Origin of the sequence: Microbacterium sp. zg-Y1090 (genome assembly GCF_030246945.1) — a bacterium.
GTDB lineage: Bacteria > Actinomycetota > Actinomycetes > Actinomycetales > Microbacteriaceae > Microbacterium > Microbacterium wangruii.
In genome coordinates this window covers 917,236-942,650 of sequence record NZ_CP126742.1, presented here as the reverse complement: position 1 = coordinate 942,650, position 25,415 = coordinate 917,236, and the positions used below count along the sequence as shown (strand labels likewise).

Sequence of the window (25,415 nt, the reverse complement as noted above, 5' to 3'; positions counted from 1 at the left end):
GCGCGCGTCACGAGCCGGACACACGGGTCCGCTACAACGGAAGCATGTTCCCCGTGCTCGCCGTCCTCGCCGCCGCGGTGCTGTTCGGCACGACGGGCACCGCGCAGGCGCTCGGTCCGGCCGACAGCACGCCCTGGGCGGTCGGCGCGGTGCGCCTGACCCTCGGCGGCGCGGCGCTGGCTGCCCTGGCGTTCACCCTGGGGGCGCGTCAGCGACGTCGGGCCGCTGCGGCGTCCGGCGCCGCCCCCGCTCCCCGGCCGGTGCTCGACCGTCGCGCCGTGCTGCTGATGGCGACCACCGGCACGTGCCTGGCGCTGTACCAGCCGCTGTTCTTCCTGGGTGCCGAGCGCAACGGCGTGGCCGTCGGCACGGTGATCGCGCTGGGATCGGCGCCGGTCATCGCCGGCCTGGTGGAGTGGGCGCTGACCCGGCGCGTCCCTTCGCGCACGTGGCTGACGGCGACGACGCTCGCGACGGCGGGCGTGGTGCTGCTGGGCGTGGGAGGCACGACGGCCGCGGGCGGCGGCGGCGGCAGCGACCCGCTGGGCCTGCTGGCCTCGCTCGCAGCGGGCACCGCGTTCGCCGTGCAGGCCAACGTGCAGCGGCGGCTGATGGATGCCGGCTGGGATCCCTTCACCATCGGCGGCGCGATGGGGCTCGGCGGGGCGGCGTGGGGCGTCGTGATGCTGTTCTTCGCCGACCTGGCGTGGCTGGCCTCGCCCGACGGCATCGCGATGACGCTGTGGCTCGGCCTCGCAACCGTCGGCATCGCCTACACGCTGTTCACCGTGGGGCTGCTGCGGCTGACGGCCGCGACGGCGGCGACCCTCACTCTCGCCGAGCCGCTCACGGCGACGCTGCTCGGCATCGGCGTGCTCGGCGAACGACTCAGCGTCGCGGCGCTGATCGGGCTGGCCGTGCTCGTGGCGGGTCTCGTGCTGCTCGCCGCCGGCTCCCGCACACCCCGGGATCCCGCTCCCTACGCACTGGAAGGCTGAGGAGGCCGCCATGACCCTGCAGATCATCGTCGACGACCTCACCGGCACGGCGACGTGCGCGCTCATCGCCGCGCACCTCGACGCCATGCATGCGCAGTGTCCCGCTGAGAGCGTTCACGCGCTGGGCGTCGCGCAGCTGCGGCATCCGCTCATCACGGTGTGGTCGGCCTGGGACGGGGACGACATCGCCGGGGTCGGCGCCCTCCTGCAGCGGGATGCCGCGCACGGCGAGGTGAAGTCGATGCGCGTGGCGCCGGGTCACCTGCGCCGCGGCGTCGGCCGCGCCCTGCTGCGCCACATCACGGCCGAGGCGACGGGCAGGGGCCTGGAGCGGCTGCAGCTGGAGACCGGCTCCGGGCCGGAGTTCACGGCCGCGCGCACGCTCTACCTCAGCGAGGGGTTCACGCCCTGCGGACCGTTCGCCGACTACACCGACGACCCGCTGTCGATGTTCTTCGTCCGCGAGCTCAGCGGCTGACGGCGCCGACGGCGCGATCGCCGGCGGTCAGGCGGGGACGATCATCGCTACGGCGAACGCCGCCACGCCCTCACCGGTGCCGGTGAAACCCAGTCCGTCGGTCGTGGTGGCCGACACCGACACCGCCGCCCCGCCGAGGGCCGCGGACAGCACCTGCTCGGCCTCGACGCGGCGGTCGGCGAACCGGGGACGTCTGGCCTGCACCTGCACCGAGACGTTGCCCACCGCCCAGCCCGCCTCACCCAGCAGCGCGCGCGTGCGGGCGAGGAACGCATCGGCGTGGGCGCCGGCGTACTCGGGCCGGTCGGTGCCGAAGTGCGTGCCGATATCGCCCAGACCGGCAGCGGCCAGCAGCGCATCGACGATGGCGTGGGCGACGGCATCCCCGTCGGAGTGTCCCGACAGCGGCTGCTCCCCCGGCCATTCCAGTCCGGCCAGCCACAGCGTGCCGGTGCCGCCGACGGCGTGCACGTCGGTGCCCACGCCCACCCGCGGTGCGCGGGGCGCCGCGTCGATCGGCGCGGCGGCGGGAGGCACGGGCGCGACGAGCGCGCGGGCACGCTCGAGGTCGGCCGGCGTGGTGATCTTGAAGCTTCGTTCCGATCCGGCGACCGTGGCGACGTCATGACCGGCGGATGCCACGAGCGCGGCGTCGTCGGTGAACTCCTCCGCCGCCGCGCGGTACGCGGCATCGATCACGTCGCGGCGGAACCCCTGCGGGGTCTGCGCGGCGGCCAGCTCGGCACGGTCCACCGCGGCGGCGATGCGTTCGCCCTCCACCCGCTTCAGAGTGTCGACCACCGGCAGCACGGGGATCGCGCCCGCGGCCCCCGCGTCGACCGCCGCGATGACGCGCTCGAACACCTCGGGCGGAGTGAGCGCGCGTGCGGCGTCGTGCACGAGCACGACCTGCACGTCGGGCCACACCGCGTGCAGTCCGGCGGCGACCGAGGCCTGACGCGTCTGCCCGCCGACCACGACCTGCACGAGGTCACGGCGGTCGCCGGCGGCCTCCAGCGCGTCGGTGAGGGCGTCGCCCTCACGCCCCGACGGGGCGACCACGATCACCTGCGCCTCGGGCGCGACGAACACCCCCTGCAGGCAGTGGCGCAGGATCGTATGACGATCGAGCCCCACGAAGGCCTTGGGTGCGTCCGCTCCCAGACGGGTGCCGGATCCGGCGGCGACGACGATCACCGCGATGCGCGGCACAGGCGTGATGTTCACGCCTCGAACCTACCCGGACGGGCGAGTCAGCTGGCGAGCACCTCGTCGAGGACGACGCCTGCGCGCTCCTCGTCGGTCTTCTCAGCCAGCGCCAGCTCGGAGATGAGGATCTGACGCGCCTTGGCGAGCATGCGCTTCTCACCGGCCGACAGGCCGCGGTCCTGATCGCGGCGCCACAGGTCGCGGACGACCTCGCTGACCTTGATCACGTCGCCCGAAGCGAGCTTCTCGAGGTTGGCCTTGTACCGGCGCGACCAGTTGGTCGGCTCCTCGGTGAACGGCGCGCGCAGCACCTCGAACACGCGGTCGAGACCTTCCTGACCGATCACATCGCGAACGCCCACGAGATCGACGTTGTCCGCCGGGACCTCGATGATGAGGTCTCCCTGAGTGACGTTGAGTTTGAGATACTTCTTGGTCTCGCCCTTGATGACCCGTTCTTTGACCTCGATGATCGTAGCGGCCCCGTGGTGCGGGTAGACAACCGTTTCGCCAACCTCAAAAAGCATGCAGCAATGTCCTTTCGGCAACCTTAAGGATACCACAGCGGTCATAGGGTAAGGTTTGCCGGCTCGGGCCGGGGGCGGTGGTCCCGGCAGTTCGGGGCCTTCCGCATAGAATGCTCAGAATGCTGTCTGCTTCTCCGGGAGGAACCGTGAAATCGCGCCTGCTCGCGTCGCTCGCTCTGGGTGCCGCCGTCGTCGTGGGGGCGACCGGTTGCAACATGATCGCCCCTCAGGCGACCACCATCTCCTACTCCCCCTCTGACGGGGTGAACATTCCGCCGTCGGGCCCCGTCGAGGTGCGCAACGCGATGGTCATCGCCAACGAGGACGGCACGCTGGGCAACTTCATCGGCGCGCTGGTGAACACCTCGCTCGAGGCGCAGGAGATCACCATCGCCATCGAGAACGGCGAGGCGGAGACCTTCGTCCTCCCCGCCGGTGAGGCCGTGAGCCTCGGCGTGGACGTGGACCCCATCCTCTTCACCGACCTGGGCGTGCCCGCGGGCGCGACCGTGCCGATGGCCTTCCAGTCCGGCGACGCCACCGGCGCTCTGGTGGACGTGCCCGTGCTCGACGGCGCACTGCCCTACTACTCCGAGTTCGTGCCCGTCGAGGACGAGTTCATCCTCGACTGACGCACTCCCCGAGACACGCCGAAGCCCGGCCGAGGATCGTCCCTCGGCCGGGCTTCGGCGTGTGCGGCGCGTTCAGCCTTCGAAGCGGTAGCCGAGGCCGCGTACCGTCACCAGCATGACCGGCTCGCTCGGGTTCTCCTCGATGCGGGAGCGGATGCGCTTGATGTGCACGTCGAGGGTCTTCGTGTCGCCGAAATAGTCGCTGCCCCACACGCGGTCGATGAGCTGCCCGCGGGTGAGCACGCGCCCGGCGTTGCGCATCAGCAGCTCGAGCAGCTCGAACTCCTTCAGCGGCATGTTGATCTCGGTGCCGTCGACCGCCACGGCGTGCCGATCGATGTCGAGGGTCACCCGGCCACCGGTGAGCACGCGCTCCTCGAGGTCGTCCCCCGCGGGCGCGCTGCGACGCAGCACCGCGCGCATGCGGGCGAGCAGCTGGCGGGATGAATAGGGCTTGGTGACGTAGTCGTCCGCCCCGAGCTCGAGCCCCACGACGATGTCGACCTCGGAGTCCTTCGCGGTCAGCATGATGATCGGCACCGATGACGTCATCCGGATCTGGCGGCACACCTCGGTGCCCTGCATCCCCGGCAGCATGAGGTCGAGCAGGATGATGTCGGCGCCGGCCGAATCGAACATCCGCAGCGCCGTGGGGCCGTCCTCGGCGATCTGCACCTCGAACCCCTCCCGGCGCAGCAGGTAGGCCAGCGGGTCTGCGAGATCGGGCTCGTCCTCGACGATCAGCACGCGGGTCATCGGGGGTCTCCGTTCGAGAGGGCGGTGGCGGGGCGTCCGCTCTGGGTGCGGGCCTTCTTCTTGCGCGGCTGCCCCTCGGCGGCGGGAGTGGCGGCCAGCGGCAGCCGCACGGTGAACGTCGATCCGCGCCCCGGCTGGGACCACAGCCGCACCTCGCCGCCGTGGCGCTGCACGGCGTGCTTCACGATCGCCAGCCCCAGCCCCGTGCCGCCGGTGCTGCGTGACCGCGCCTGGTCGGCACGGTAGAACCGCTCGAACACGCGCTGCTGCTCCCCCTCGGGAATGCCGATGCCACGGTCGGTGACGGCGATCTCCACCACGTCGCCGACGCGCTTGACCCCCACCCCCACCCGCGACCCCGACGGGGAGTAGGCGATGGCGTTCGAGACCAGGTTGCCGACCGCCTCGCTGAGGATCTGCATGTCGCCGCGCACGTGCAGCCCGCGGTCGCCGCCGCGCACGACCTCGACCGCCGCGGCATCCGCCTGCGTCAGGTGCGCCTCGATGGCGGCCGCGACGATCTGGTCGACGGAGAGGTCGCGCACCTCGCTCAGCTCGTCGGCGGCCTGCAGGCGCGACAGGCTCATGATGCGACCGGTCAGCTGGCCGAGCCGCGCCGCCTCGGCATGCAGTCTGCCGGCGAAGGAGCGCACCTGGGCGGGGTCGTCGGCGGCGGACTCGATCGCCTCCGACAGCAACATGACCGCGCCCACAGGGGTCTTCAGCTCATGGCTGGTGTTGGTGACGAAGTCGCGGCGCATCTCCTCGACCCGCTCGCGCTCGGTGATGTCGCGCACCACCAGCAGCACCAGGCGCGGCGTGACGGCGCTCGCGCGGGCGGTGACCAGACGGGTGGGGGCGAGGGTGGTGGTGCGTCCCAGCCGCAGCGTGTCGGTCGCGGGCCGGCCGTTCGTGCGCGCCGTGCGCGCCAGCGTGCGCAGCTCGACGCTCGGGAGCACCTCTCCCTCGTGCATGCCGAACAGCTCCGCCGCCGACGACGACGCCACCACGGTCGACGACGCATCGACGACGACGGCCGCATCGTCCATGCCGCCGAGCACCGCGTGCAGGCCGTCGGGCAGGTGCGAGGAATCCGCGGCGAGGGCACGGTCGCGGGCGCGCAGTGCGAGGGTGATCAGCAGCGCCACGGAGACGCCGACGAACATCCCGACCAGCAAGGACAGCAGCGCCAGCTGCAGCGAATCCATGTGTCCAGCGTAGACGGGGCGCAGCCGCGCACATGCTCGGAATCCGGCCGCCACGGCGCCCCGCGGGATACTATTCACTCCGGCGGCACCGTTCGTTAACCTTCGCCGACGAGAATCGCCAAGCTCGCGAACGCACGCCCCGCCGCGAGGTCGAAGCGGTGCTGTGCCCGCGGAAGGAAGGTACCCCCATGCGCGAAGTGTTCCACCAGTCCCTCGAAGACGTGCAGGGGCGGCTCGTCGAGATCGCCGAGCTCGTCACGATCGCCATCGACAAGGCCACCCGTGCCTTCGGCACCAGCGACGTCGCTCTGGCCGAAGAGGTCATCGAAGCCGACCAGGTCATCGATGACAAGGCCATCGAGCTCGACGAGCTCGCCATCCAGATCCTCGCCCGCCAGCAGCCGGTGGCCCGCGACCTGCGCATCGTGGTCGCCGCGCTGCGCGTGTCGGCGTCGCTCGAGCGCATGGGCGACATCGCCGAGCACATCGCCCAGCTCACCCGCATGCGTTTCCCCGAGCGCGCCATCCCCCGCGGACTGAAGAACACGTTCACCAAGATGGGTGAGCTCGACGTCGAGGTCGCGCGCCTGCTCACCGAGCTGCTGCGCACCGAGGACCTGGCTCTGACGGAGAAGATCCGCGTCGCCGAGGACAAGCTCGACGACCTGCACATCTCGGTGTTCGAGAAGGTGCTCAGCGACAACTGGCAGGGTGAGGCCGCAGCGACCGTGGATGCCACGCTCGCCAGCCGCTACCACGAGCGCTTCGCCGACCACGCCGAGTCGGTGGCGAAGAAGGTGCTCTACCTCGCGACCGGCGACTGGACCGCCGACCCCGAGATGCTGGGCCTCCTGCGCACGCAGCCGAACAGCTGATCCCGCAACGACACGAGGGGTGGATGCCACATGGCATCCACCCCTCGTCGTTGCTGCTGTCGGTTACTTCTTGCCCTGTGCGGCCACGGCGGCGGCGCCGGCGGCGGCGGCCTCGGGGTCGAGGTACTCACCCGGGCCGACCGGCGTCATGTCGGCGTTGAGGCGGTACACCAGCGGGATGCCGGTGGGGATGTTCAGCTGCGCGATGTCGTCGTCGCTGATGCCCTCGAGGTGCTTCACCAGGCCGCGCAGCGAGTTGCCGTGGGCGGTCACCAGCACCGTCTTGCCCTGCTGCAGGTCGGGGATGATGTCGCTGTGCCAGTACGGCAGCATGCGGTCGATCACGAGCTTGAGCGACTCGGTCGCGGGGACCTCGCCGTCGATGCCGACGTAGCGCGGGTCGCCGGCCTGGCTGAACTCGTCATCGGCGGGCAGGGGCGGCGGCGGCACGTCGAACGAGCGGCGCCACAGCATGAACTGCTCCTGGCCGAACTCGGCGAGCGTCTGCGCCTTGTCCTTGCCCTGCAGCGCGCCGTAGTGGCGCTCGTTGAGGCGCCAGGAGCGCTTCACCGGAATCCAGAGGCGGTCGGCGGCGTCGAGGGCGATGTTCGCGGTCTGAATGGCGCGGCTGAGCACGGAGGTGTGCAGCACGTCGGGAAGCAGGTTCGCCTCGGCCATCAGCCGACCGCCGCGCTCGGCCTCGGCCTTGCCCTGGTCGGTCAGGCGGACATCGACCCACCCGGTGAAGAGATTCAACTCGTTCCACTCGCTCTGCCCGTGGCGGAGGAGGATCAGCGTGTGCGGCTCGGTCATGCTCCGATCCTACTCGGCGGGCTCCCACCCCACTCCTGGCATCATGGTTCGTATGGCGACCTCCCCGGTCGGGCAGATCACCCGCGGCACGACCAACACCAATCGGCTGCGCCGCGTCGACCGCTGGATCGCCCGGCATCGCGCGCTGCGCACCGCCCCCGTCGACCCGCTCGTGGTCGACCTGGGCTACGGCGCGAGCGGCGTGACCGCCCTCGAGCTGCACGCCCGCCTCGCCCGCCTGCGCCCCGACGTGACGGTGCTCGGCCTCGAGATCGACCCGGCCCGCGTGGCCCGCGCGACCGCGCAGCTGGCCGACGTGCGCGAGGGCCGCACCGGTTTCTCCCCGGATGCCCGCGTCTCTTTCGCCCGCGGCGGCTTCGAGGTGCCCGCCCCGCGCCGGCCGACCGTGGTGCGGGCGTTCAACGTGCTGCGGCAGTACGGCGAGTCCGACGTCCCGGCGGCATGGGACCGCATGGCGAGCAGGCTCGCCCCCGGCGGCATCCTCGTCGAGGGCACGTGCGACGAGATCGGCCGCGTCTCGACGTGGGTCGAGGTGGGGGCGGATGCCGCGCCCCGCTCGCTCACGGTGTCGCTGCACCTGGCCTCGCTGCAGCAGCCGTCGATCGCGGCGGAGCGACTGCCGAAGGCCCTCATCCACCGCAACGTCCCCGGTGAGGGCGTGCACGCCCTGCTGAGCGAGCTCGACGCGCGGTGGCACCAGGCCGCGGTCGTGTCACCGTTCGGCGCCGTGCACCGCTGGCGCACGACGATGGCGGCGATGACGGATGCCGGCTGGTCGCTCGGCCCCTCGGCACGCTGGCGCCTGGGCGAGCTCACCGTGCCGTGGGCCGCGGTCGCCCCGCGCTGACGGTCGCTCGGCTCCCTCAGCGCCGACGCGACAGGCGCGGCAGACGCGGGATGGCGGCGGTGGCTCCGGCATCCGGCGGCACGATCGTCTCCTGCGCGGCGGCGACCGCCCCCTCATCGGTGTCGACGGTGAGGGCGGCGTCGAGCGGAACCGACCGCTTGAGGAACGCCAAGGCGATGGGCCCCTCCTCGAAGTGGCGCGCGACCGAGGTCACTTCGCCGACCGCGTCGCCGTCGCGGCGTACGACCGCACCCGGCGACGGCAGCAGCGCGTCGCTGCCGTCGAGCTGCAGCGCCACGAGGCGTCGCGGCGGGTGGCCGAGGTTGTGCACCTTGGCGACGGTCTCCTGACCGCGGTAGCAGCCCTTGTCGAGGTGCACCGCCGTGCGCAGCCAGTCGGCCTCGTGCGGCAGGGTGCGCTCCCCGCCCTCGGCGGAGGCGCGCGGGCGCCAGGCGGCGATGCGCAGCGCATCGGCGGCGAGCGTGCCGGCCAGCGACAGCGAGCCGTCGCGGGCAGCGGTGGCGAGCCGGTCGAGGCTGGCGCGCGGCACGATCGCCTCGCTCCAGTCGCGGTCGAAGCCGGGGTGCGGGTCGGCGGGGGCGTAGCCCCAGCCGCCGACGGCGACGGCGGGCCACGGGTCCGTCCACACCGCGGTGGCCTCGGGGACCTCGCGTGCGATGGCCTCGGCGGTTCCGCCGACCACGGCGACCTCGTCCGAGGCGTCGCGCGGCGCGACCCGCAGGCGGAAGCGCATGCGGGTGAGCCAGGTCAGCAGCGACTCCGCTCCGGTGCGGTCGACGATCAGCCACGTCGTCTCACCGTCATCGACGACGGCCGCGGCGTGCTCGACATGCCCCCGAGGGTCGAGGATCAGCAGCTCGGTGCTCGCGCCGGCGGCCAGGCCCTTCAGCGCCTGCGACGACAGCGAGTCCAGCCACGACAGGCGGTCCTCGCCGGTGACGGCGAGCACGGTGCGGTCGCCGAGCGGGGCGACGGCGGTGCCGGTGGCGAGGGCGCGCTGCTCGGCCGACGGGGCGCCGAGGTGCAGCAGCATCCCGTCGTCGACGACCGCGGCGGGCACGGCGGCGAAGGGGTCGGCGGCGGACGTGGTGGTCGCCGTGGCGTCGGTCGTGCCGGAGTCGATCGGGGTGCGGTCGGTCATCACTGCACCCGCGCCAGTCGCGCCGACGCGTGCGAGGCGAGCGGTGCCCCGAGGGCGGCGATGTCCCAGGCCCACAGCAGGTGGTTGTCGACGAGACCGTACATGCGGGTCGCGGCGGCGTACGGCTTGGCGGATGCGGAGCGCATCACGGCGTCGGTCGCGATGTCGATGCGCGGCCCCCGCACCTGACCCACGTAGATCTCGCTGACCCCGTCGGAGTGCACGAGTGCGACCTCGATCTCGAAGCCGCCCTCGGCGGTGCGCAGCGCCTCGACGTCGTCGGCGGTGCGGTTCACCGGCTCGGCGACGGCGGGGAGCAGCCCCGGACCGGCGTCGACATCGGTGGCGGCACGGGCCAGCCGCCAGAATCCGGTCTCGGCGACGAGTGGGGTCTGCGGATCGGCCAGCATGTGCGCGTGCCCGGTGTAGTTGAGGTAGTCGCCCCCGTCGTGGCTGAAGCTCACGCGGTGCGCGAACTCACCCTCGAAGCGGCGCCCCTCGCCGTCTTCGTAATCGATGACGCCGGTGCCCTCCCAGACCCCCAGCAGCCACGACAGCGGCACCAGGTCGGCGGGCAGATCGGTCGGCAGCTCGATCACGTCAGTGCCGTCAGCGCTGGCCGCGGTAGAGGTTCTTGACCACGACGGCGGAGATGAACGCGATGGAGAGTCCGGCCAGCCCCAGCAGGCCGATGAAGAACATCTCGAGGGCGAAAAGATCCATGACCCTCACTCTACGCCGGAACGAGGCTCGCCAGCCCGAATCCGAACCCGATGACACCCATCACCAGGAGCGACCCCAGGATGCTCGCCGCCATGCGCTCGGTGAACCGCTGCGAGCGTCCGGATGCCAGCTGCACGGCGAACGAGAGGACGAGGCATCCCCCCAGCGCCACCGTCACCCAGGGTGCCCGCCACTCCGCCGGGGCGAAGATCCCGATGGCCACCGCGGCGAGGGCCGCGACGACCCACACGGCGATGATGCCGCCGAACGTGCGCCGGGGTGCGAGCTCGGGAATGGTCATGTCTCTATTGTGACGCACTGTCGCAACAACGGCGGGAGCGGTGCCAAGACCGCTCCGCGTGCGCTCTAGGATGGGGGACACGACGCGGCCCGCCGCGCTCGGGGAGGATCCTCACGTGGCCCAGCTTCTCGTTCTGAGCTCCGCGCCAGGCGGCGTTCCGGTACTGCCCGCGCTCGAACTGCTGAGCCATCGTGTGCGACAGATCCCGGCCGAACCCGCCCAGCTCGTCAACGCTCCCAGCGCCGACGTGATCTTCATCGATGCGCGCACCGACCTGGTGGGCGCGAAGTCGCTGTGCAAGATCCTCACGACCACCGGCCTCGACGCGCCGCTGGTGCTGGTCGTCACCGAGGGCGGCCTTACCGCGGTCTCGACCGACTGGGGCATCGACGACGTCATCCTCGTCAACGCGGGCCCCGCCGAGGTCGACGCCCGCGTGCGACTGGCCGTCGGCCGCCAGTCGGCGGAGCAGACGTCCACCCGCATCCAGACCTCCGGCATCACGATCGACGAGTCGTCGTATTCGGCGAAGGTGCACGGCAAGCCGCTCGACCTCACCTACAAGGAGTTCCAGCTGCTGCACTTCTTCGCCACGCACCCCTCTCGGGTGTTCACGCGAGAGCAGCTGTTGAGCGAGGTCTGGGGCTACGACTACTTCGGCGGCACGCGCACGGTCGACGTGCACGTGCGACGCCTGCGCGCCAAGCTCGGCGACCTCGAGCAGCTCATCGGCACCGTGCGCAACGTGGGCTACCGCTTCAACGTGTACGAGGACGACCAGGTGCCCGCACCGCGCGAGCGCTCGCAGGCCTGACCCGCCGCGGCATCCGCTCTCCCCTGCTGCGTCAGCCCTGCAATGATGGGCAGATGATCCACACCGAGGCACTCGACACCGGTCTGGGCGACGCCGACGACGACGACTTCGACCAGGTCGTCGAGACGCACGACGCGCAACTGCCCGAGAACCGCTACCAGGACCGCGAGATCAGCTGGCTCGCGTTCAACCGGCGGGTCCTCGAGCTCGCGGAGGATCCGTCGCTGCCCGTGCTGGAGCGCGCCAACTTCCTCGCGATCTTCGCCAGCAACCTCGACGAGTTCTTCATGGTGCGCGTCGCCGGCCTCAAACGCCGCATCATCACCGGCCTCGCCGTGCCGACCAACGTCGGCCGCGCCCCGCAGGACGTGCTCGCCGACATCTCCGCCGAGGCCCATGCGCTGCAGCTGCGGCACGCCGACGCGTGGACGACGCTGGTGCGCCCCGCCCTCGCCGACGCCGGCATCGACATCGTGTCGTGGCACGAGCTCAGCGACGGGGAGCGCACGCAGCTCTACGACTATTTCCAGGGACAGGTGTTCCCCGTTCTCATGCCGCTGGCGGTGGACCCGGCCCACCCCTTCCCCTACATCTCGGGGCTGTCGCTGAACCTGGCCATCCGCATCCGCAACGCCCGCACCGGGCGCCAGGAGTTCGCGCGACTGAAGGTGCCGCCGATGCTGCCGCGGTTCGTGCAGGTGCGCGCCGACGGGCGCACCGTGCGCTATCTGCCCTTGGAAGACCTCATCGCGCACAATCTCAAGGACCTCTTCCCCGGAATGGAGATCCTCGACCACCACGCCTTCCGCCTCACCCGCAACGAAGACGTCGTGATCGAAGAGGACGAGACGGAGAACCTCATCCAGGCGCTCGAGGCCGAGCTGCTGCGCCGCCGTTTCGGGCCGCCGATCCGACTCGAGGTCGGCGACGACATGGACGACCTCACCCTCGACCTGCTGATCAACGAGCTCGACATCACGCAGCAGGAGGTCTACCGCCTCCCCGGCCCGCTCGATCTGCGCGGATTGTTCGACCTCGCCCGCATCGACCGGCCCGACCTGCACTTCCCGCCGCACGTGCCGGTGACTGCGCTGCCGTTCCAGCCGGCCGAGCAGAACGGCCGTGCCGACCTGTTCGCCGCCATCCGCAAGGGCGACGTGCTGGTGCACCATCCGTACGAGTCGTTCACCACGAGCGTGCAGGCGTTCCTCGAGCAGGCCGCGAAAGACCCGCACGTCCTCGCGATCAAGCAGACGCTGTACCGCACGTCGGGGGACAGTCCCATCGTGAAGGCGCTCATCGACGCCGCCGAGGCCGGCAAGCAGGTGCTCGTGCTGGTCGAGGTTAAGGCCCGTTTCGACGAGGCCGCCAACATCGTCTGGGCGCGCAAGCTCGAGAAGGCCGGCGTGCACGTGGTCTACGGCCTCGTGGGGCTCAAGACCCACTGCAAGCTGCTGCACGTCATCCGCGAGGAAGACGGGTCGCTGCGCAGCTACAGCCACATCGGCACCGGCAACTACAACCCCAAGACCAGCCGCCTGTACGAGGATTTCGGGCTCTTCACCACCGACGAGCAGGTCGGGCGCGACCTCACACGTCTGTTCAACGAGCTGTCGGGCTACGCGATCGAGAAGAAGTTCAAGCGGCTGCTGGTCGCGCCGCTGCACCTGCGCAAGGGGCTGCTGCGACTGATCGACGCGGAGCGCCGCAACGCCCTCGACGGCAAGCCGGCGTCGGTGCGCATCAAGGTCAACTCGATGGTCGACGAGCAGATCATCGATGCGCTGTACCGCGCCAGCCAGGCGGGGGTGAAGGTCGACGTCTGGGTGCGCGGCATCTGCTCGCTCAAGGTCGGGCTCGACGGGGTCAGCGACAACATCACGGTGCGCAGCATCCTCGGCCGCTACCTCGAGCACTCCCGCATCTTCGCGTTCGAAGCCGGCGGCGAGCCGCAGGTGTACATCGGCAGCGCCGACATGATGCACCGCAACCTCGACCGCCGGGTCGAGGCGCTCGTGCGCGTCACGGAGCCGGCGCACGCGAAGGAGCTCATCTCGCTCTTCGACGTCGCGATGAGCGACCGCACCAGTTCGTGGCATCTGAGGGCCGACGGCGAGTGGGTGCGCCACCATCTCGATGCCGAGGGGCGGCCGCTGGCCGACCTGCAGGACAAGACGATGGCGTTGGTGCAGCGCCGCCGGCGCGTGCGGGCGGTGCGATGACCGACACCGCGGTCTACGCCGCCGGAGGTGTCGTGTGGCGTGTCGTCGACGGCAAGCTGCGCGTCCTGCTGATCCACCGCACGCGGTACCGCGACGTCACCCTGCCCAAGGGCAAGGTCGATCCCGGCGAGGCGCTTGCCGAGACGGCGGTGCGCGAGATCCACGAGGAGACCGGCATCCGGGTGTCCCTCGGCGTCGCGCTGGGCGTGTCCCGCTACGTGCTGCCCAGCAAGAAGCAGAAGATCGTGCACTACTGGTCGGCGCAGGCGACCGAGCCGGCGATCCGCGCGTCGGAGTTCGTGCCGAACAAGGAGATCGCGGCACTGGAGTGGGTGAGCGTCAAGAAGGCACGGTCGATGCTGAGCTACCCGGTCGACATCGAGATCCTCGACGGGTTCGCGCGGCTGGTCGACGACGGCGTGCTCGAGACGTTTCCGCTCATCGTGCTGCGCCACGCCAAGGCTGTGGCGCGGGAGGACTGGCACAAGGCCGACGCCAAGCGCCCGCTGTCGCCCAAGGGCGCGCGGCAGGCGGCGGCGCTGGTGGGGCCGCTGTCGGCGTTCGGAGTGCGTCGCATCGTGACGAGCCCGGCGGAGCGGTGCGTCGCGACGGTCACGCCCCTGGCGGCAGCCCTCGACCGGCGCATCGAGCGCACCGCCCTGATCAGCCAGGATGCCTGGGAGGAGGGCCGTTCCGACGCGCGGGCCGTGGTGGGAGAGCGGGTGCGGGCGCGCAAACCGACGGTGCTGTGCAGCCACGGGCCGGTGCTGCCGGACATCCTCACCGAGATCGCGCTGGCCACCGGCACGATGCGCGGGTCGTACCTCGGCAGTGCGTCGGCCCTGGAGGTCGCGGCGTTCTCGGTCGTGCACCTGTCGGCGACGAATCCGGGGTCGGGGATCGTGGCGATCGAGACGCACTCCCCCAAGCTGCCGCGCTGAGTGGGGAGCGGGCACCCGCTCGCGGTCGGGAGCCGTTCACCTTTCGTTCACCCGGGAAGCGCACTCTCGTAAGAGTTGCTCTCTACCGTCGGGGCGGGCCCTGCACCGGGCGCCCACTCCGAACCCGAAGGACACACAGTGAAGCTCTCCCGTTTCGCCCAGTTCGGCGCCGTCACCGCCGTCGCCGCACTGACCCTCACCGCTTGCGCCGTCAACGAGCAGACCCCTGCCGCCAGCGGCGAGGACGCCACGCTCTCGGGCACCATCGCCGGCGCCGGCGCCTCCTCGCAGGAGGTCGCGGTCCAGGCCTGGACCGCCGGCTTCCAGACCGCCAACCCCGACGTCGAGGTCACCTACGACGCCTCGGGCTCCGGCGCGGGCCGCGAGTCGTTCCAGGCCGGCGCCGTCGCCTTCGCCGGCTCGGACCGCCCCTTCAAGACCGACGAGCTCACCGGCTCCTTCGACGGCTGCGTCGACGGCAGCGGCATCATCGAACTGCCCACCTACATCTCCCCCATCGCGGTCATCTTCAACCTCGAGGGCGTCGACACGCTCAACCTGGATGCCGCCACGCTCGCCGGCCTGTTCTCCGGCGCGATCGAGAACTGGAACGACCCGGCGATCGCCGCCCTGAACCCCGGCGTCACGCTCCCCGACCTGCAGGTGACGGTCGTGCACCGCGCCGATGACTCCGGCACCACCGAGAACTTCACCGACTACCTCTTCCAGGCCGCCCCCGACACGTGGACGTGGGAGCCCGACGGCGTGTGGCCGTCGACCCCCGGCACCAACGAGGCCGCCCAGGGCACCTCCGGTGTCGTGTCGGCCATCTCCGGCGGCAACGGCACCATCGGCTACGCCGACGCCTCCCGGGCCGCCGAGGAGGGGCTGTCGACGGTCGCCATCAAGGTGGGCGACGAGTTCGTGGAGTACTCCCCCGAGGCCGCGGCGGCCGTCGTCGACGCGTCGCCGTTCGAGGAGGGCCGCGCCGACGGCGACCTCGCCATCGCACTGGACCGCACCACCGACGCCGCCGGCGTCTACCCGATCGTGCTGATCAGCTACATGATCGCCTGCCAGGACTACGTCGACCCCGCCCTCGCCCCGGTCGTCAAGGGCTACCTCGAGTACGTCGCGAGCCCCGAGGGCCAGGATGCCGCGGCCGCCGCCGCCGGCAACGCCCCCATCTCCGACTCGCTGCGCGAGAAGGTCAACGCCGCGATCGACCTGATCGTCACCGAGTGACACCGGCTGCCCGGCCCGACTCCGGTCGGGCCGGGCAGCACCGCGTTCCCCATACCCGAGAACAGGAACCCATGACCACCACCCCCGCCGCGGTCGCGAAGACCCGCACCGGCCGTCCCCCGCAGCGCGTGGGCGATCGCTGGTTCTCGGGAACCGCGCTGTTCGCCGGAACAATGATCCTCGCGACCCTCGCCGCGGTCGCGATCTTCCTCATCGTCCAGTCCCTCCCCGGTCTGACGGCGACGAGCGAGACCGCGTCGCTGCTGAAGTCCGACTTCTGGGACTACGTCTGGCCGCTCGCGTTCGGCACCGTGTGGGCCTCGTTCCTGGCGCTGCTGATGGCCGTTCCGCTGTCGGTGTCGGTGGCGCTGTTCATCTCGCACTACGCCCCTCGCCGGCTGTCGCAGGCGCTCGGCTACGTGGTCGACCTGCTCGCGGCGGTGCCGTCGGTGGTCTTCGGCCTGTGGGGCATCCTCGTCCTCGCCCCCGCCGTGCAGCCGGTCTACAGCTGGCTGGTGGTCAACGCGGGGTGGTTCCCGCTCTTCGCCGGCCCCGTCTCGCAGACGGGCCGCACCATCTTCACGGCGGCGATCGTGCTGGCGGTCATGGTCGTCCCGATCATCACGGCGATCTGCCGCGAGATCTTCCTGCAGACGCCGCGTCTGCACGAAGAGGCCGCGCTCGCCCTCGGCGCCACCCGCTGGGAGATGATCCGCATGGCGGTGTTCCCCTTCGGCCGCTCCGGCATCGTCTCGGCATCCATGCTGGGTCTCGGCCGCGCGCTGGGCGAGACCATGGCCGTCGCCATGGTGCTCTCGGCCACCGGCGTCGTCACGCTCCGACTGTTCACGCCGTCCAACCCGAGCACGATCCCCGCCAACATCGCCCTGACCTTCCCCGAGGCCTACGGCACCAACATCAACGTGCTGATCGCGACAGGCCTGATCCTGTTCGTGGTCACGTTCGCCGTCAACGCGGTGGCGCGCTGGGTCGTCAGCCGCCGCAAGGAATTCTCGGGAGCGAACTGATGACCGTGACCACCGCTCCCCCCGCCCCGTCGGCGCGCCCCGTATCGGCCGGCGCCCCGCTGCGCCTGACCAGTGGACGCCTGCCCCGCTGGGCGCCGTGGGCGATCCTGGTCGGTGCCGCCGCCCTCATGGCGCTGCTGTTCGGCGTGATCGCCCTCGCCGGCGGCTCCCCATTCAACGTCGCCGGGTGGGCCATCGTCTCGGCGCTGGTCTACCTGGCGCTCATCACCACGATCTCCTCGCTCATCGAGGGCCGCCGCAAGGGCATGGACCGGTTCGTCACCGGTGTCGTGACCGCCGCGTTCCTCATCGCCATGGTGCCGCTGATCTCGGTGGCCATCACGGTCATCACCAACGGCATCGCGGGTCTGTCGGCGGAGTTCTTCACCCACTCGATGCGCAACGTCGTCGGCGAAGGCGGCGGCGCCCTGCACGCCATCATGGGCACGCTGCAGATCACGCTGGCCGCTGCGGTCATCTCGATCCCGATCGGCCTGTTCACCGCGATCTACCTCATCGAGTACGGCGCCGGGCGGCGCCTCGCCCGCGGCATCACGTTCCTCGTCGACGTCATGACCGGCATCCCCTCGATCGTCGCGGGCCTGTTCGCCTTCGCGCTGTTCGCGCTGTTCTTCGGTCCCGGCATCCGCATGGGCATCATGGGCGCCGTCGCACTGTCGGTGCTGATGATCCCCGTGGTCGTGCGCTCCACCGAGGAGATGCTGCGACTCGTGCCGAACGAGCTGCGCGAGGCGTCGTACGCCCTGGGCGTGCCGAAGTGGCTCACGATCGTCAAGGTCGTGCTGCCGACGTCGCTGGCGGGCATCACCACCGGCATCATGCTGTCGATCTCGCGCGTCATCGGCGAGACGGCTCCGCTGCTGATCACCGCCGGCATGGCGACGTCGATGAACTACAACCTCTTCGACGGCCGCATGGCGTCGCTGCCGGTCTTCGTCTACACCCAGTACATGAACCAGGGCATCCCCGGCTGGGCATATGTCGACCGCGCCTGGGCGGGTGCGCTGGTGCTCATCGTCATCGTCATGGCGCTGAACCTCTTCGCGCGCCTCATCGCGCGGATCTTCGCCCCCAAGATGGGCCGCTGACGCGGCATCCCCGAACGCTCCCACCCGAAGGAAACCAGTTGTCCAAGAGCATCGAAGTCAGCGATCTGAACGTCTACTACGGCGACTTCCTCGCCGTCGAGGGCGTCTCCCTCGAGATCGAACCGCGCAGCGTGACGGCCTTCATCGGCCCGTCGGGCTGCGGCAAGTCCACGTTCCTGCGCACGCTCAACCGCATGCACGAGGTCATCCCGGGCGCGCGCGTCGAGGGCAAGGTGCTGCTGGACGGCGACGACCTCTACGGGCCGAGCGTCGACCCGGTGCTGGTGCGCCGCCAGGTGGGCATGGTGTTCCAGCGGCCCAACCCGTTCCCCACGATGTCGATCAAGGAGAACGTGCTGGCGGGGGTCAAGCTCAACAACAAGCGCATCTCCAAGTCCGACGCCGACGACCTCGTCGAGCGGTCGCTGCGCGGCGCGAACCTGTGGAACGAGGTCAAGGACCGCCTCGACAAGCCCGGTTCGGGTCTGTCCGGCGGCCAGCAGCAGCGTCTGTGCATCGCGCGCGCGATCGCCGTGTCGCCGCAGGTGATCCTCATGGACGAGCCCTGCTCGGCCCTGGACCCGATCTCGACCTACGCGATCGAGGAGCTCATCGCCGAGCTGAAGAACGACTACACGGTGGTCATCGTCACGCACAACATGCAGCAGGCATCGCGCGTGTCGGACAAGACCGCGTTCTTCAACATCGCCGGCACCGGCAAGCCGGGCAAGCTCATCGAGTACGACGACACGAACACCATCTTCACGACGCCCGCCGTCAAGGCCACCGAGGACTACGTCTCCGGCCGCTTCGGGTGAGCGCGGCCGGAGGCGGCGTGGCTGTCGTCTCCGTGACCTCCGCTGCCGTGGCCTCCGCCGCCGCCGTGAGCTCCCGCCGCCGCCGTGAGACCTCATCTGAGGGCCGAGACAGCGGGTGATTACCGACGTCTCATCCGTCAGATGAGGTCTCAGCGCCCGCTCGGCGGGCCGGCGCGCGGCGCGGGGCGGAGCGGCGCTCAGTCCCGAGGGCTCAGCAGGTACTCGTTGACGGATGCCGTGAACTCGGCATCCGTCGGCAGCGCCGCCCCGTCGACCGCGGTGATCGGCGCGGCGAGCCGCACGCTCGAGACGAGCCAGGCGGCATCCGCCGTCGACAGGTCGGCCACCGGCACCGTCTCGTAGGCGGTGGCGAATCCCTGCTGCTCGAGGTGGGCGAACAGGCTCAGCTGCGTGGTGCCGTGCAGGATGCCGCCGTTCGGCGCGGGCGTGACGAACGTGTCGCCGCGGCGCAGGATCAGCGACGCCGTGGGGGCTTCGAGCACGAACCCGTCGGACGTGGTGAAGATCGCGTCGTCGGCGCCGCGACGCTTGGCCTCGCGGATGGCGGCCATGTTCACCGCGTACGACAGCGTCTTCGCGCCCAGCAGCAGCCAGGGCGCGCGGGCCGGCACGTCGAGGGCGTAGCCGCGGTCGAGGGTGACCACGCGGATGCCGTCGCGCCGTACCGCGGTGAAATCGGACGCCGTGGCCACCGTGACCCACGCCGTCGGGGCGGGGCCGTGCTCGACGCCGCGGCTGAGGATGAGCTTGATGACCGACTCCCCCGGCCCGCTGGCGGCGGCGGCCATCTCGACGGCCTGGCGCCATTGGCCCAGGTGCGGCGCGGGGAGGTCGCAGATGCGTGCGGAGTGGGCGAGCCGCTCGAGGTGCGCGGTGACCTCCTGGGCATGTCCGTCGACGACGCCGATCGATTCGAAGATGCCGTCGCCGCGCTGCGTGCTCAGCTCGCCGACACTCAGTGCGGGCGCTGCGGGATCGATGACGGCGAACGTGTCGGCGAAGTCGGCGTCGGCGGAATCCGCAGCGACGGGGTCGATCGTGAGGGCGAAGATCCAGGCCATGACGCGAGCCTAGGCCGCGCGGGGCGCCAGGGTACGCAGACCTGGCATCCGGTGCAATCCGCCCGATTCGGGAATGCCCGGCGGCGGGCCTCCGTTACACTGGAGCAGCCGGGCCGCAGTAACCCCGGGCTCCATCTTCTGCCGCTGCGAGCGGCCTCGCGCCGAGAGGCGTTCTGCGGCCCGGCACTTTCATGCCCCGGCGGCGGCGTCCGATCCGCGAGACTCCGTGAGACGAATTCTGGCGGACGAGACGACGGGCATTACCCACGGTCTCGTCCGCCAGAATTCGTCTCAGCGACGGGGGAGCCGCCCCGCGGCCTACGTCAGGGTGTCGCGGCGCCAGAGCGCGGCGCACGACGCCAGGTCGCCGGCATAGGTCGACAGCCGCAGGGCGCGGGTGGTCAGCGCGCTCGCCCGGTCGGACTCGGTCGTCTCGTAGTCGTCGGCGAGGTGCGTGGCGCCCGTCGCCTCCACACGGCAGAATGCCGCCGCGCGCTCCAGCGCCACCGCGAAGTCGCCGGTGAAGAGCCCGCGCATGATGGTGTCGACCAGGGTCACGAGCTCCTCCGGCCCGGCGGGCGTGGGCGCCCCGGCCACCACGGGGTCGACGGTGGCGGTGGCGACCCGCCCCCGGTCGTACAGCAGCGCCGCGGTCTGAGGGTCGTCGTGGATCATCAGCTGCAGCAGGTACAGCCGCCACAGCGCGCCCGGCAGCGACCGGGCGGGAGCCTGCGACCACAGCTCGGCGATGTCGTGGATGCCGTGACGATCGGTGAACCCCACCAGGCGCTCCACCACCTCGTCGTCCTGCTCCGCGCGCACGCGGGTGAGCAGCGCCTGTGCGGTGGCGTGCGCGACGCGCGACACCTCGGCCGGATCCTGGGCGGCGAAGAACCGGTCGAACGTGTCGGAGGGCCGCCGGACGGGCTTGTGGAACGGGTTGCCGGCGTCGTCGGTCATCAATCCAGGCTACCCGCGGCTCCCCGTGAGGGCGCCGCGACCACCGCGCCGGAGCCGGTCAGGCGGTGGGGACGGCGACGATCGGATCACTCGTGGGCGCGCCGTTCGGAGACCCACCGGCCGGTTCGACGGTGATGGCGAAGACGTCGCCCGGCTGCACCTCGCTGTCGATCACCGAGGTGGCACGGCTGCCAGACTGCGGGGTGAAGGTTCCCGCCGAGGTGGGCTCGTCGTCGCGGATCAGCCACATCTCGAACGTCTCGTCGGTGGGGATCGGCGGCAGCCCGTCGGTCACCAGCACCGCCTTGCCCTGCTCGGCCGACCAGTACGCCGTCATCGTCAGGCCGCCCTCCATGACGACGGTGGCCGACTGCGCGTCGGGGGCGTCCCTGACCTCGTCGAGCGCCACGACGGATGCCGGGCGGTTGAGCCAGTTGTGCACGGCGCCCGCACCGAACCCCACGCCCACGAGCAGCGTCAGGCAGGCGGCGAGCGCGATGAGCCCGCGCGTCCAGCGTTGCCGCACGACGGCCTGCATCGCCGTGGTCGTCGTCGGCGGCTCGGCGCCATCGCCGGATGCCGGCGGCACGGATATCGGTGACGTGGCGGCCGCCTGCAACCCGAACAGCCGCGTGAGGCCCGTCATCGGATTCGGTCCGGTGATCGGCGATGGGCCGGTCGCCTCGGCCTGCCCATCCTCGGAGGCGTGGTCGGGCGCGGGCAGATCGTCGACGGCACCGGATGCCGGGTCGGTCACGGGCTCGTCGTCGACGGCACCGGATGCCGGGTCGGTCACGGGCACATCGTCGACGGCACCGGATGCCGGGTCGGTCACGGGCTCGTCGTCGACGGCACCGGATGCCGGCTCCGCCGCGGGCTCGTCGTCGACGGCAGCCGCTGCCGGGTCAGCCGCGGGCAGCAACTGCGTCTCGGGTTCGGCACCGGCGGCATCCGTCGTCTCGCCCGCGGCACGATCGCGGCGCCGAGACGGCGCGGCGGGGACGTCGTCCCCCGACGCTGCCGCGGCAGGCGGCAGGGGCGGCACGGGCGGCACCGGCGGAAGCGGCGGTACCGGCGGCACCGGCGGCGCAGCCGCCACCGGGTCGGCCGGCGGTCGCAGTGCCGCGGGGGGCGGCGGCACGACCCCGACCACGTGGGTGACGGGCCCGCTGTCGTCGACGTCGTCATCCGCGGCGTCGAACGCGGCCGCCGCCGGCGCGGGGTGGGCCTGCTCCCGTGCCAGTGCGGTGACCCGAGCGAGCAGCACCGAGCGCGCGGTCAGCGGCGGCGCGACCGGGCGCACGGCGTCGGCGAGGGCGGCGGCGGCAGCGGCATCCGCCTGCGCGATCTGCTCCCACGCCGGGTTGGCGGCGAGCGCTTCCCAGTAGGCGGCCTCGTCGTCGTGCGAGAGGGCATGGAGGGCGTGACCGGCGGCGAGTTCGGCGAAGTCCTGCTCGGTCATGCGGTCACCCCCATCGCGGCGCGCAGTCGCGACAGTCCGTCACGCATCCGGGTCTTGATCGTTCCGAGCGGCGCGCCCACCAGCACGGCGATTTCGCTCTGACTGTAACCGCCGTAGTACGCCAGCTCGATCGCTTCGCGCTGAGGTGCGGGAAGAGCCGACAGCGCACCTGCCACCTTCTGCCCCTCCACCTTCAGCTCGACCTGCTCGGCGACGTCGTCGTGTGCGACGTCGAGATCACGCAGGCCCGCTTTCAGGTCGCGGTCTGCGCTGGACTGGGATGCCCGCACCCGGTCCACCGCTCGGCGGTGGGCCATGGTGAGGACCCATGCCCTCCCCTGCCCCTTGTTCGGAGCGAAGCGCGCAGCGGATTGCCACACTTCGAGAAAGACCTCCTGCAGCACCTCTTCGCTCTGCGACCGGTCGACCAGCACCCGCACGATCAGACCGAACACCCGCGGCGCCAGCATGTCGTAGAGCCGCGCGAAGGCGGATTGGTCGCCGGCGGCAACACGAACGAGGAGTTCGGCGGCGTGGTCCCGCGCCGGCCCGTCCTCCGGCACATCCACGCCGTCGATGACCATCTCGTCCAGCATGCACCACATCCCCTCGTCCGCGCCTGGCTTGCATTGATCACCCGAATGTGAACGAATACGCCTGCACCCCCGCCGGCACGGTGATCTCGATGACGCCGTCACGGGTCGGCGCCGCCTCGATCAGCGCATACGACCGGGGCGTGCCGCCGACCTCGATGGCGTCTGCCGCCTCACCGTCGACGCGCACCTGCACCCGCCCCTCGCCGGCGAGCACCACCCGCACCTCCTCGGCGGTGAAGCGCAGACGGATGCCGCCCTCGTCGCCGGCCGGGGTGGCGAACTGCGTCTGCACGTCCCACTCCCCCGACAGGGCGAACGAGTCGGCCGGCTGGTCGCCGGGGTAGGCGAACGGGCGCGTGCCGGCTCGGTAGCGCTCGTCCCCGCCGTAGTTGACGTCCTTCGCCGACCCGAGGAACGTCTCGGGCGTCGTCGACCCCGCCTCGGGGGTGAGGTCGGCGACGTCGGTGGGCGCCGGCAGAGCGGCATCCGCATCGGCGTCCTTCAGCAGCTCGCGGATCATCGCCTCGGTCGCGGTGTAGTTGCCCTCGCCGAACGAGATGTGCCGCACGGTGCCCTCGGCGTCGATCAGGTAGTGGGCCGGCCAGTACCGGTTGCGATAGTTGGTCCAGGTCGACAGGGCGTTGTCGAGCGCGACCGGGTACTCGATGCCGAAGTCGGCCGCACCGGCGGCGACGTTGCCGGCATCCTTCTCGAAGGCGTACTCGGGCGAATGGATGCCGATGACCTGCAGGCCCGCGTCGCGGTAGGCGTCGTCCCAGGCCACGACGTGCGGGATCGAGCGCTGACAGTTGATGCACGAGTACGCCCAGAAGTCGATGAGCACGACCTGCCCGCGCAGGTCTGCCAGGTCGATGCCACCGCCGTCAGGGGTGTTCAGCCACGACTCGATCCCCCGGATGCCGGGGGCGGTGCCGCACGACTCGAGCTCGGTGGCGCCGTTGGTGCAGTTGTCGAGCTCACGGTTCTCGTCGGTGACGATGCCTCCCAGGTTCAGGGCGCGCGCGGCATCCTCGTTCTCGGTGAGGTCTCGCTGCAGGTCGGCGGTGTAGTCGGGCACGAGGCGCTGCAGCAGCTGCGGCACGTTGAAGACGAGGCCGACGGCGAGGGCGAGCATGGCGACCCCGGCGGCGATGCGCAGGCCGCGCTCGCGGGTGCGGAACGCCTTGATGCGCTCGATGAGGCCGCGCCCGGCGAGGGCGAACACCAGCAGGGGCAGGGCGACGCCGATGGCGAAGGATGCCGTGAGGGCGACGGTGTCCACGCCGATCTGCCCGGTCGCCCCGGCGACGATGATGGCCGCCAGCACGGGACCGGCGCAGGGCACGAACACCGCGCCCAGCGCGAGCCCCACCGCGAAGCCGCTCCCCCTGTTGGCGACTTCGCGGCGGGGCAGCCTCTGGAACGGCTTCTCGAGCACCTGCTCGAACCGTGGCACGAGCAGGCCGACGCCGATGAGCACGAGCACCGCGATCCCCACCCACCGGATGACGTCCTGCGGCAGGTTGAGCGCCCCGAGGATCAGCGATCCGGCGAGGGTGACCAGGGTGAAGCTGGTCACCAGGCCCGCGATGACGAGGTACGGACGGCTGCGCCGCGCGGGGATGGTCGTGGGGTCCCCCTCGAACCGCGCGGACTGCGCGCCGCCGGTGAGGAAGATGACCGGCAGCACCGGGAGGATGCACGGCGAGATCCCGGTGATCAGCCCTCCCAGCAGGCCGATGATGATGAGCTCCATGTGTCCCCGTTTCCGTCGGGGGGTTCTTCGGCTCGACAGAGGGATCGGATTTTTTTCCATCCGATCGGCGCACCGCTCCGAACAGCAGTCATGGCCGCAGTCCTGGCGGCTCCCCAAAACCGGAGGACATCATGCTCAGCACCAAGAAGAAGACCACCGCAGCTCTGACTCTCATGGTCGCCGGCGCTTTCGCACTGTCGGCATGCTCGATGGGCAGCGACACCGAGAGCGACGACACGGCGTCGATGGCACCGGAGTCGTCGGAGACCACCACGCCCGAGGCGATGGATGCCGGTGCCATGCTCGTCGGCGCCGGCTGCGAGGACTACGCCGAGACCGTTCCGGACGGCGCCGGCTCGATCGAGGGCATGTCGCAGGAGCCGGTGGCTGTCGCGGCATCCAACAACCCGCTGCTGACCACGCTGACCGCCGCGGTCAGCGGTGAGCTCAACCCCGATGTCGACCTCGTCGAGACGCTCAACAACGGCGAGTACACCGTGTTCGCCCCCGTCGACGACGCGTTCGCGAAGATCGACCAGGCGACGCTCGACTCCCTCAAGACCGACTCCGACACGCTGACGTCGATCCTGACCTACCACGTGGTCGAGGGCCAGGTGGACCCGGCGGACATCGCCGGCACCCACACCACGCTGCAGGGCGAGGAGCTGGAAGTGACCGGGTCGGGCGACGAGTGGATGGTCAACGACGCGATGGTCATCTGCGGCGGCGTGCAGACCTCCAATGCCACCGTTTATCTCATCGACACGGTCCTGATGCCTCCGGCACAGTGAGTCGAACGGGTCGCGGCGGGGAATCCGCGGCCTGTGAGGAA

26 protein-coding genes are annotated in these 25,415 nt (G+C 71.1%); 13 read left to right on the top strand and 13 right to left on the bottom strand.

Translation table 11 applies throughout. The annotated features are described in order from the left end of the window. Positions 1-44 precede the first annotated feature (44 nt). Positions 45-998 carry a DMT family transporter gene (locus QNO26_RS04395; RefSeq protein ID WP_257525799.1) on the top strand — a complete coding sequence of 318 codons (954 nt, stop codon included), beginning with the start codon at positions 45-47 and terminating at the stop codon, positions 996-998. Between the two features lie 10 nt (positions 999-1,008). Then, positions 1,009-1,476: a GNAT family N-acetyltransferase gene (locus tag QNO26_RS04390; RefSeq protein WP_257525800.1), complete on the top strand. Its 468-nt coding sequence runs from the start codon at positions 1,009-1,011 to the stop codon at positions 1,474-1,476. A gap of 27 nt (positions 1,477-1,503) precedes the next feature. Here the strand turns inward: QNO26_RS04390 and ispD are convergent, their stop codons facing one another. After that, a complete protein-coding gene (ispD, locus tag QNO26_RS04385) occupies positions 1,504-2,703 on the bottom strand; it encodes a 2-C-methyl-D-erythritol 4-phosphate cytidylyltransferase (RefSeq protein WP_257525801.1) in 1,200 nt (399 codons plus the stop codon). A gap of 26 nt (positions 2,704-2,729) precedes the next feature. Continuing rightward, a complete protein-coding gene (locus QNO26_RS04380) occupies positions 2,730-3,212 on the bottom strand; it encodes a CarD family transcriptional regulator (RefSeq protein WP_191717359.1) in 483 nt (160 codons plus the stop codon). Positions 3,213-3,331: 119 nt separating this feature from the next. Between QNO26_RS04380 and QNO26_RS04375 the strand changes: the two genes are divergently transcribed. Beyond that, positions 3,332-3,844, top strand: a complete 513-nt coding sequence (locus QNO26_RS04375) for a DNA modification methylase (protein WP_257525802.1) — start codon at positions 3,332-3,334, stop codon at positions 3,842-3,844. Between the two features lie 72 nt (positions 3,845-3,916). On the opposite strand, the gene QNO26_RS04370 is transcribed toward QNO26_RS04375, so the two are convergent. Together QNO26_RS04370 and QNO26_RS04365 are read right to left on the bottom strand one after the other, a co-directional pair. After that, positions 3,917-4,600, bottom strand: a complete 684-nt coding sequence (locus tag QNO26_RS04370; protein ID WP_257525803.1) for a response regulator — start codon at positions 4,598-4,600, stop codon at positions 3,917-3,919. Then, positions 4,597-5,808, bottom strand: coding sequence for a sensor histidine kinase (locus tag QNO26_RS04365; RefSeq protein WP_257525804.1), 1,212 nt, complete (start codon positions 5,806-5,808; stop codon positions 4,597-4,599). Before QNO26_RS04365 ends, QNO26_RS04370 begins: the two co-directional genes overlap by 4 nt. A gap of 188 nt (positions 5,809-5,996) precedes the next feature. On the opposite strand from QNO26_RS04365, the gene phoU reads away from it, so the two are divergent. Beyond that, a complete protein-coding gene (gene phoU / locus QNO26_RS04360) occupies positions 5,997-6,683 on the top strand; it encodes a phosphate signaling complex protein PhoU (RefSeq protein ID WP_257525805.1) in 687 nt (228 codons plus the stop codon). 63 nt (positions 6,684-6,746) lie between these two features. On the opposite strand, the gene QNO26_RS04355 is transcribed toward phoU, so the two are convergent. After that, on the bottom strand, positions 6,747-7,496 hold the full coding sequence (locus tag QNO26_RS04355; protein ID WP_257525806.1) for a phosphoglyceromutase: 750 nt from the start codon (positions 7,494-7,496) through the stop codon (positions 6,747-6,749). A 52-nt stretch (positions 7,497-7,548) separates the two neighbouring features. Between QNO26_RS04355 and QNO26_RS04350 the strand changes: the two genes are divergently transcribed. Next, positions 7,549-8,364: a class I SAM-dependent methyltransferase gene (locus tag QNO26_RS04350; protein WP_257525807.1), complete on the top strand. Its 816-nt coding sequence runs from the start codon at positions 7,549-7,551 to the stop codon at positions 8,362-8,364. 16 nt (positions 8,365-8,380) lie between these two features. On the opposite strand, the gene ygfZ is transcribed toward QNO26_RS04350, so the two are convergent. From ygfZ to QNO26_RS04335, 3 genes are all read right to left on the bottom strand, one after another. Beyond that, a complete protein-coding gene (gene ygfZ / locus QNO26_RS04345; RefSeq protein WP_257525841.1) occupies positions 8,381-9,418 on the bottom strand; it encodes a CAF17-like 4Fe-4S cluster assembly/insertion protein YgfZ in 1,038 nt (345 codons plus the stop codon). 107 nt (positions 9,419-9,525) lie between these two features. Next, positions 9,526-10,125, bottom strand: a complete 600-nt coding sequence (locus tag QNO26_RS04340; RefSeq protein ID WP_257525808.1) for a nitrobindin family protein — start codon at positions 10,123-10,125, stop codon at positions 9,526-9,528. A gap of 134 nt (positions 10,126-10,259) precedes the next feature. After that, a complete protein-coding gene (locus QNO26_RS04335) occupies positions 10,260-10,550 on the bottom strand; it encodes a hypothetical protein (RefSeq protein WP_257525810.1) in 291 nt (96 codons plus the stop codon). 115 nt (positions 10,551-10,665) lie between these two features. Here QNO26_RS04335 and QNO26_RS04330 point away from each other — a divergent pair, with 115 nt between their 5' ends. The 7 genes from QNO26_RS04330 (at position 10,666) to pstB (ending at position 18,727) form a co-directional block, all read left to right on the top strand. After that, complete coding sequence (locus tag QNO26_RS04330) at positions 10,666-11,364, top strand: response regulator transcription factor (protein ID WP_257525811.1); 699 nt, start codon at positions 10,666-10,668, stop codon at positions 11,362-11,364. A gap of 53 nt (positions 11,365-11,417) precedes the next feature. Beyond that, on the top strand, positions 11,418-13,586 hold the full coding sequence (locus QNO26_RS04325; protein WP_257525812.1) for an RNA degradosome polyphosphate kinase: 2,169 nt from the start codon (positions 11,418-11,420) through the stop codon (positions 13,584-13,586). Next, a complete protein-coding gene (locus QNO26_RS04320; protein WP_257525813.1) occupies positions 13,583-14,527 on the top strand; it encodes an NUDIX hydrolase in 945 nt (314 codons plus the stop codon). Before QNO26_RS04325 ends, QNO26_RS04320 begins: the two co-directional genes overlap by 4 nt. Positions 14,528-14,665: 138 nt before the next feature. Next, positions 14,666-15,772, top strand: coding sequence for a phosphate ABC transporter substrate-binding protein PstS (pstS, locus tag QNO26_RS04315; protein WP_285181741.1), 1,107 nt, complete (start codon positions 14,666-14,668; stop codon positions 15,770-15,772). Between the two features lie 71 nt (positions 15,773-15,843). Then, on the top strand, positions 15,844-16,800 hold the full coding sequence (pstC, locus tag QNO26_RS04310; protein WP_257525816.1) for a phosphate ABC transporter permease subunit PstC: 957 nt from the start codon (positions 15,844-15,846) through the stop codon (positions 16,798-16,800). Beyond that, entirely contained in the window at positions 16,800-17,909 is a 1,110-nt protein-coding gene (gene pstA, locus QNO26_RS04305) for a phosphate ABC transporter permease PstA (protein WP_257525817.1), read from the top strand. Before pstC ends, pstA begins: the two co-directional genes overlap by 1 nt. Before the next feature lie 38 nt (positions 17,910-17,947). Beyond that, positions 17,948-18,727 (top strand): phosphate ABC transporter ATP-binding protein PstB, encoded by a 780-nt coding sequence (gene pstB, locus QNO26_RS04300; protein WP_257525819.1) that lies wholly within the window; start codon positions 17,948-17,950, stop codon positions 18,725-18,727. Positions 18,728-18,924: 197 nt separating this feature from the next. On the opposite strand, the gene QNO26_RS04295 is transcribed toward pstB, so the two are convergent. The 5 genes from QNO26_RS04295 to QNO26_RS04275 form a co-directional block, all read right to left on the bottom strand. After that, positions 18,925-19,809, bottom strand: coding sequence for an aminodeoxychorismate lyase (locus QNO26_RS04295; RefSeq protein WP_257525820.1), 885 nt, complete (start codon positions 19,807-19,809; stop codon positions 18,925-18,927). A gap of 318 nt (positions 19,810-20,127) precedes the next feature. Next, positions 20,128-20,769, bottom strand: a complete 642-nt coding sequence (locus QNO26_RS04290) for a DNA-directed RNA polymerase subunit beta (RefSeq protein ID WP_257525821.1) — start codon at positions 20,767-20,769, stop codon at positions 20,128-20,130. A gap of 58 nt (positions 20,770-20,827) precedes the next feature. Further along, positions 20,828-22,231 (bottom strand): anti-sigma factor, encoded by a 1,404-nt coding sequence (locus tag QNO26_RS04285; protein ID WP_257525822.1) that lies wholly within the window; start codon positions 22,229-22,231, stop codon positions 20,828-20,830. Beyond that, positions 22,228-22,827, bottom strand: a complete 600-nt coding sequence (gene sigK, locus QNO26_RS04280) for an ECF RNA polymerase sigma factor SigK (RefSeq protein WP_257525823.1) — start codon at positions 22,825-22,827, stop codon at positions 22,228-22,230. The genes QNO26_RS04285 and sigK overlap by 4 nt, the downstream gene beginning before the upstream one ends. Positions 22,828-22,864: 37 nt before the next feature. After that, positions 22,865-24,583: a cytochrome c biogenesis protein DipZ gene (locus QNO26_RS04275; RefSeq protein WP_257525825.1), complete on the bottom strand. Its 1,719-nt coding sequence runs from the start codon at positions 24,581-24,583 to the stop codon at positions 22,865-22,867. A gap of 131 nt (positions 24,584-24,714) precedes the next feature. Here QNO26_RS04275 and QNO26_RS04270 point away from each other — a divergent pair, with 131 nt between their 5' ends. Next, positions 24,715-25,374, top strand: a complete 660-nt coding sequence (locus tag QNO26_RS04270) for a fasciclin domain-containing protein (protein ID WP_257525826.1) — start codon at positions 24,715-24,717, stop codon at positions 25,372-25,374. The last annotated feature ends 41 nt before the right edge of the window (positions 25,375-25,415 follow it).

Excerpts from the sequence above, each read along its gene's own strand:
- QNO26_RS04275 (WP_257525825.1), bottom strand. The coding sequence starts at position 24,583 with ATGGAGCTCATCATCATCGGCCTGCTGGGAGGGCTGATCACCGGGATC.
- QNO26_RS04365 (WP_257525804.1), bottom strand. The coding sequence starts at position 5,808 with ATGGATTCGCTGCAGCTGGCGCTGCTGTCCTTGCTGGTCGGGATGTTC.
- QNO26_RS04355 (WP_257525806.1), bottom strand. The coding sequence starts at position 7,496 with ATGACCGAGCCGCACACGCTGATCCTCCTCCGCCACGGGCAGAGCGAG.
- QNO26_RS04290 (WP_257525821.1), bottom strand. The coding sequence starts at position 20,769 with ATGACCGACGACGCCGGCAACCCGTTCCACAAGCCCGTCCGGCGGCCC.
- pstC (WP_257525816.1), top strand. The coding sequence starts at position 15,844 with ATGACCACCACCCCCGCCGCGGTCGCGAAGACCCGCACCGGCCGTCCC.
- pstA (WP_257525817.1), top strand. The coding sequence starts at position 16,800 with ATGACCGTGACCACCGCTCCCCCCGCCCCGTCGGCGCGCCCCGTATCG.
- QNO26_RS04285 (WP_257525822.1), bottom strand. The coding sequence starts at position 22,231 with ATGACCGAGCAGGACTTCGCCGAACTCGCCGCCGGTCACGCCCTCCAT.
- QNO26_RS04390 (WP_257525800.1), top strand. The coding sequence starts at position 1,009 with ATGACCCTGCAGATCATCGTCGACGACCTCACCGGCACGGCGACGTGC.
- QNO26_RS04395 (WP_257525799.1), top strand. The coding sequence starts at position 45 with ATGTTCCCCGTGCTCGCCGTCCTCGCCGCCGCGGTGCTGTTCGGCACG.
- phoU (WP_257525805.1), top strand. The coding sequence starts at position 5,997 with ATGCGCGAAGTGTTCCACCAGTCCCTCGAAGACGTGCAGGGGCGGCTC.
- ygfZ (WP_257525841.1), bottom strand. The coding sequence starts at position 9,418 with ATGCTGCTGCACCTCGGCGCCCCGTCGGCCGAGCAGCGCGCCCTCGCC.
- QNO26_RS04320 (WP_257525813.1), top strand. The coding sequence starts at position 13,583 with ATGACCGACACCGCGGTCTACGCCGCCGGAGGTGTCGTGTGGCGTGTC.
- QNO26_RS04370 (WP_257525803.1), bottom strand. The coding sequence starts at position 4,600 with ATGACCCGCGTGCTGATCGTCGAGGACGAGCCCGATCTCGCAGACCCG.
- QNO26_RS04350 (WP_257525807.1), top strand. The coding sequence starts at position 7,549 with ATGGCGACCTCCCCGGTCGGGCAGATCACCCGCGGCACGACCAACACC.
- sigK (WP_257525823.1), bottom strand. The coding sequence starts at position 22,827 with ATGCTGGACGAGATGGTCATCGACGGCGTGGATGTGCCGGAGGACGGG.
- QNO26_RS04375 (WP_257525802.1), top strand. The coding sequence starts at position 3,332 with ATGCTGTCTGCTTCTCCGGGAGGAACCGTGAAATCGCGCCTGCTCGCG.
- QNO26_RS04380 (WP_191717359.1), bottom strand. The coding sequence starts at position 3,212 with ATGCTTTTTGAGGTTGGCGAAACGGTTGTCTACCCGCACCACGGGGCC.
- QNO26_RS04325 (WP_257525812.1), top strand. The coding sequence starts at position 11,418 with ATGATCCACACCGAGGCACTCGACACCGGTCTGGGCGACGCCGACGAC.
- QNO26_RS04335 (WP_257525810.1), bottom strand. The coding sequence starts at position 10,550 with ATGACCATTCCCGAGCTCGCACCCCGGCGCACGTTCGGCGGCATCATC.
- QNO26_RS04295 (WP_257525820.1), bottom strand. The coding sequence starts at position 19,809 with ATGGCCTGGATCTTCGCCCTCACGATCGACCCCGTCGCTGCGGATTCC.
- QNO26_RS04270 (WP_257525826.1), top strand. The coding sequence starts at position 24,715 with ATGCTCAGCACCAAGAAGAAGACCACCGCAGCTCTGACTCTCATGGTC.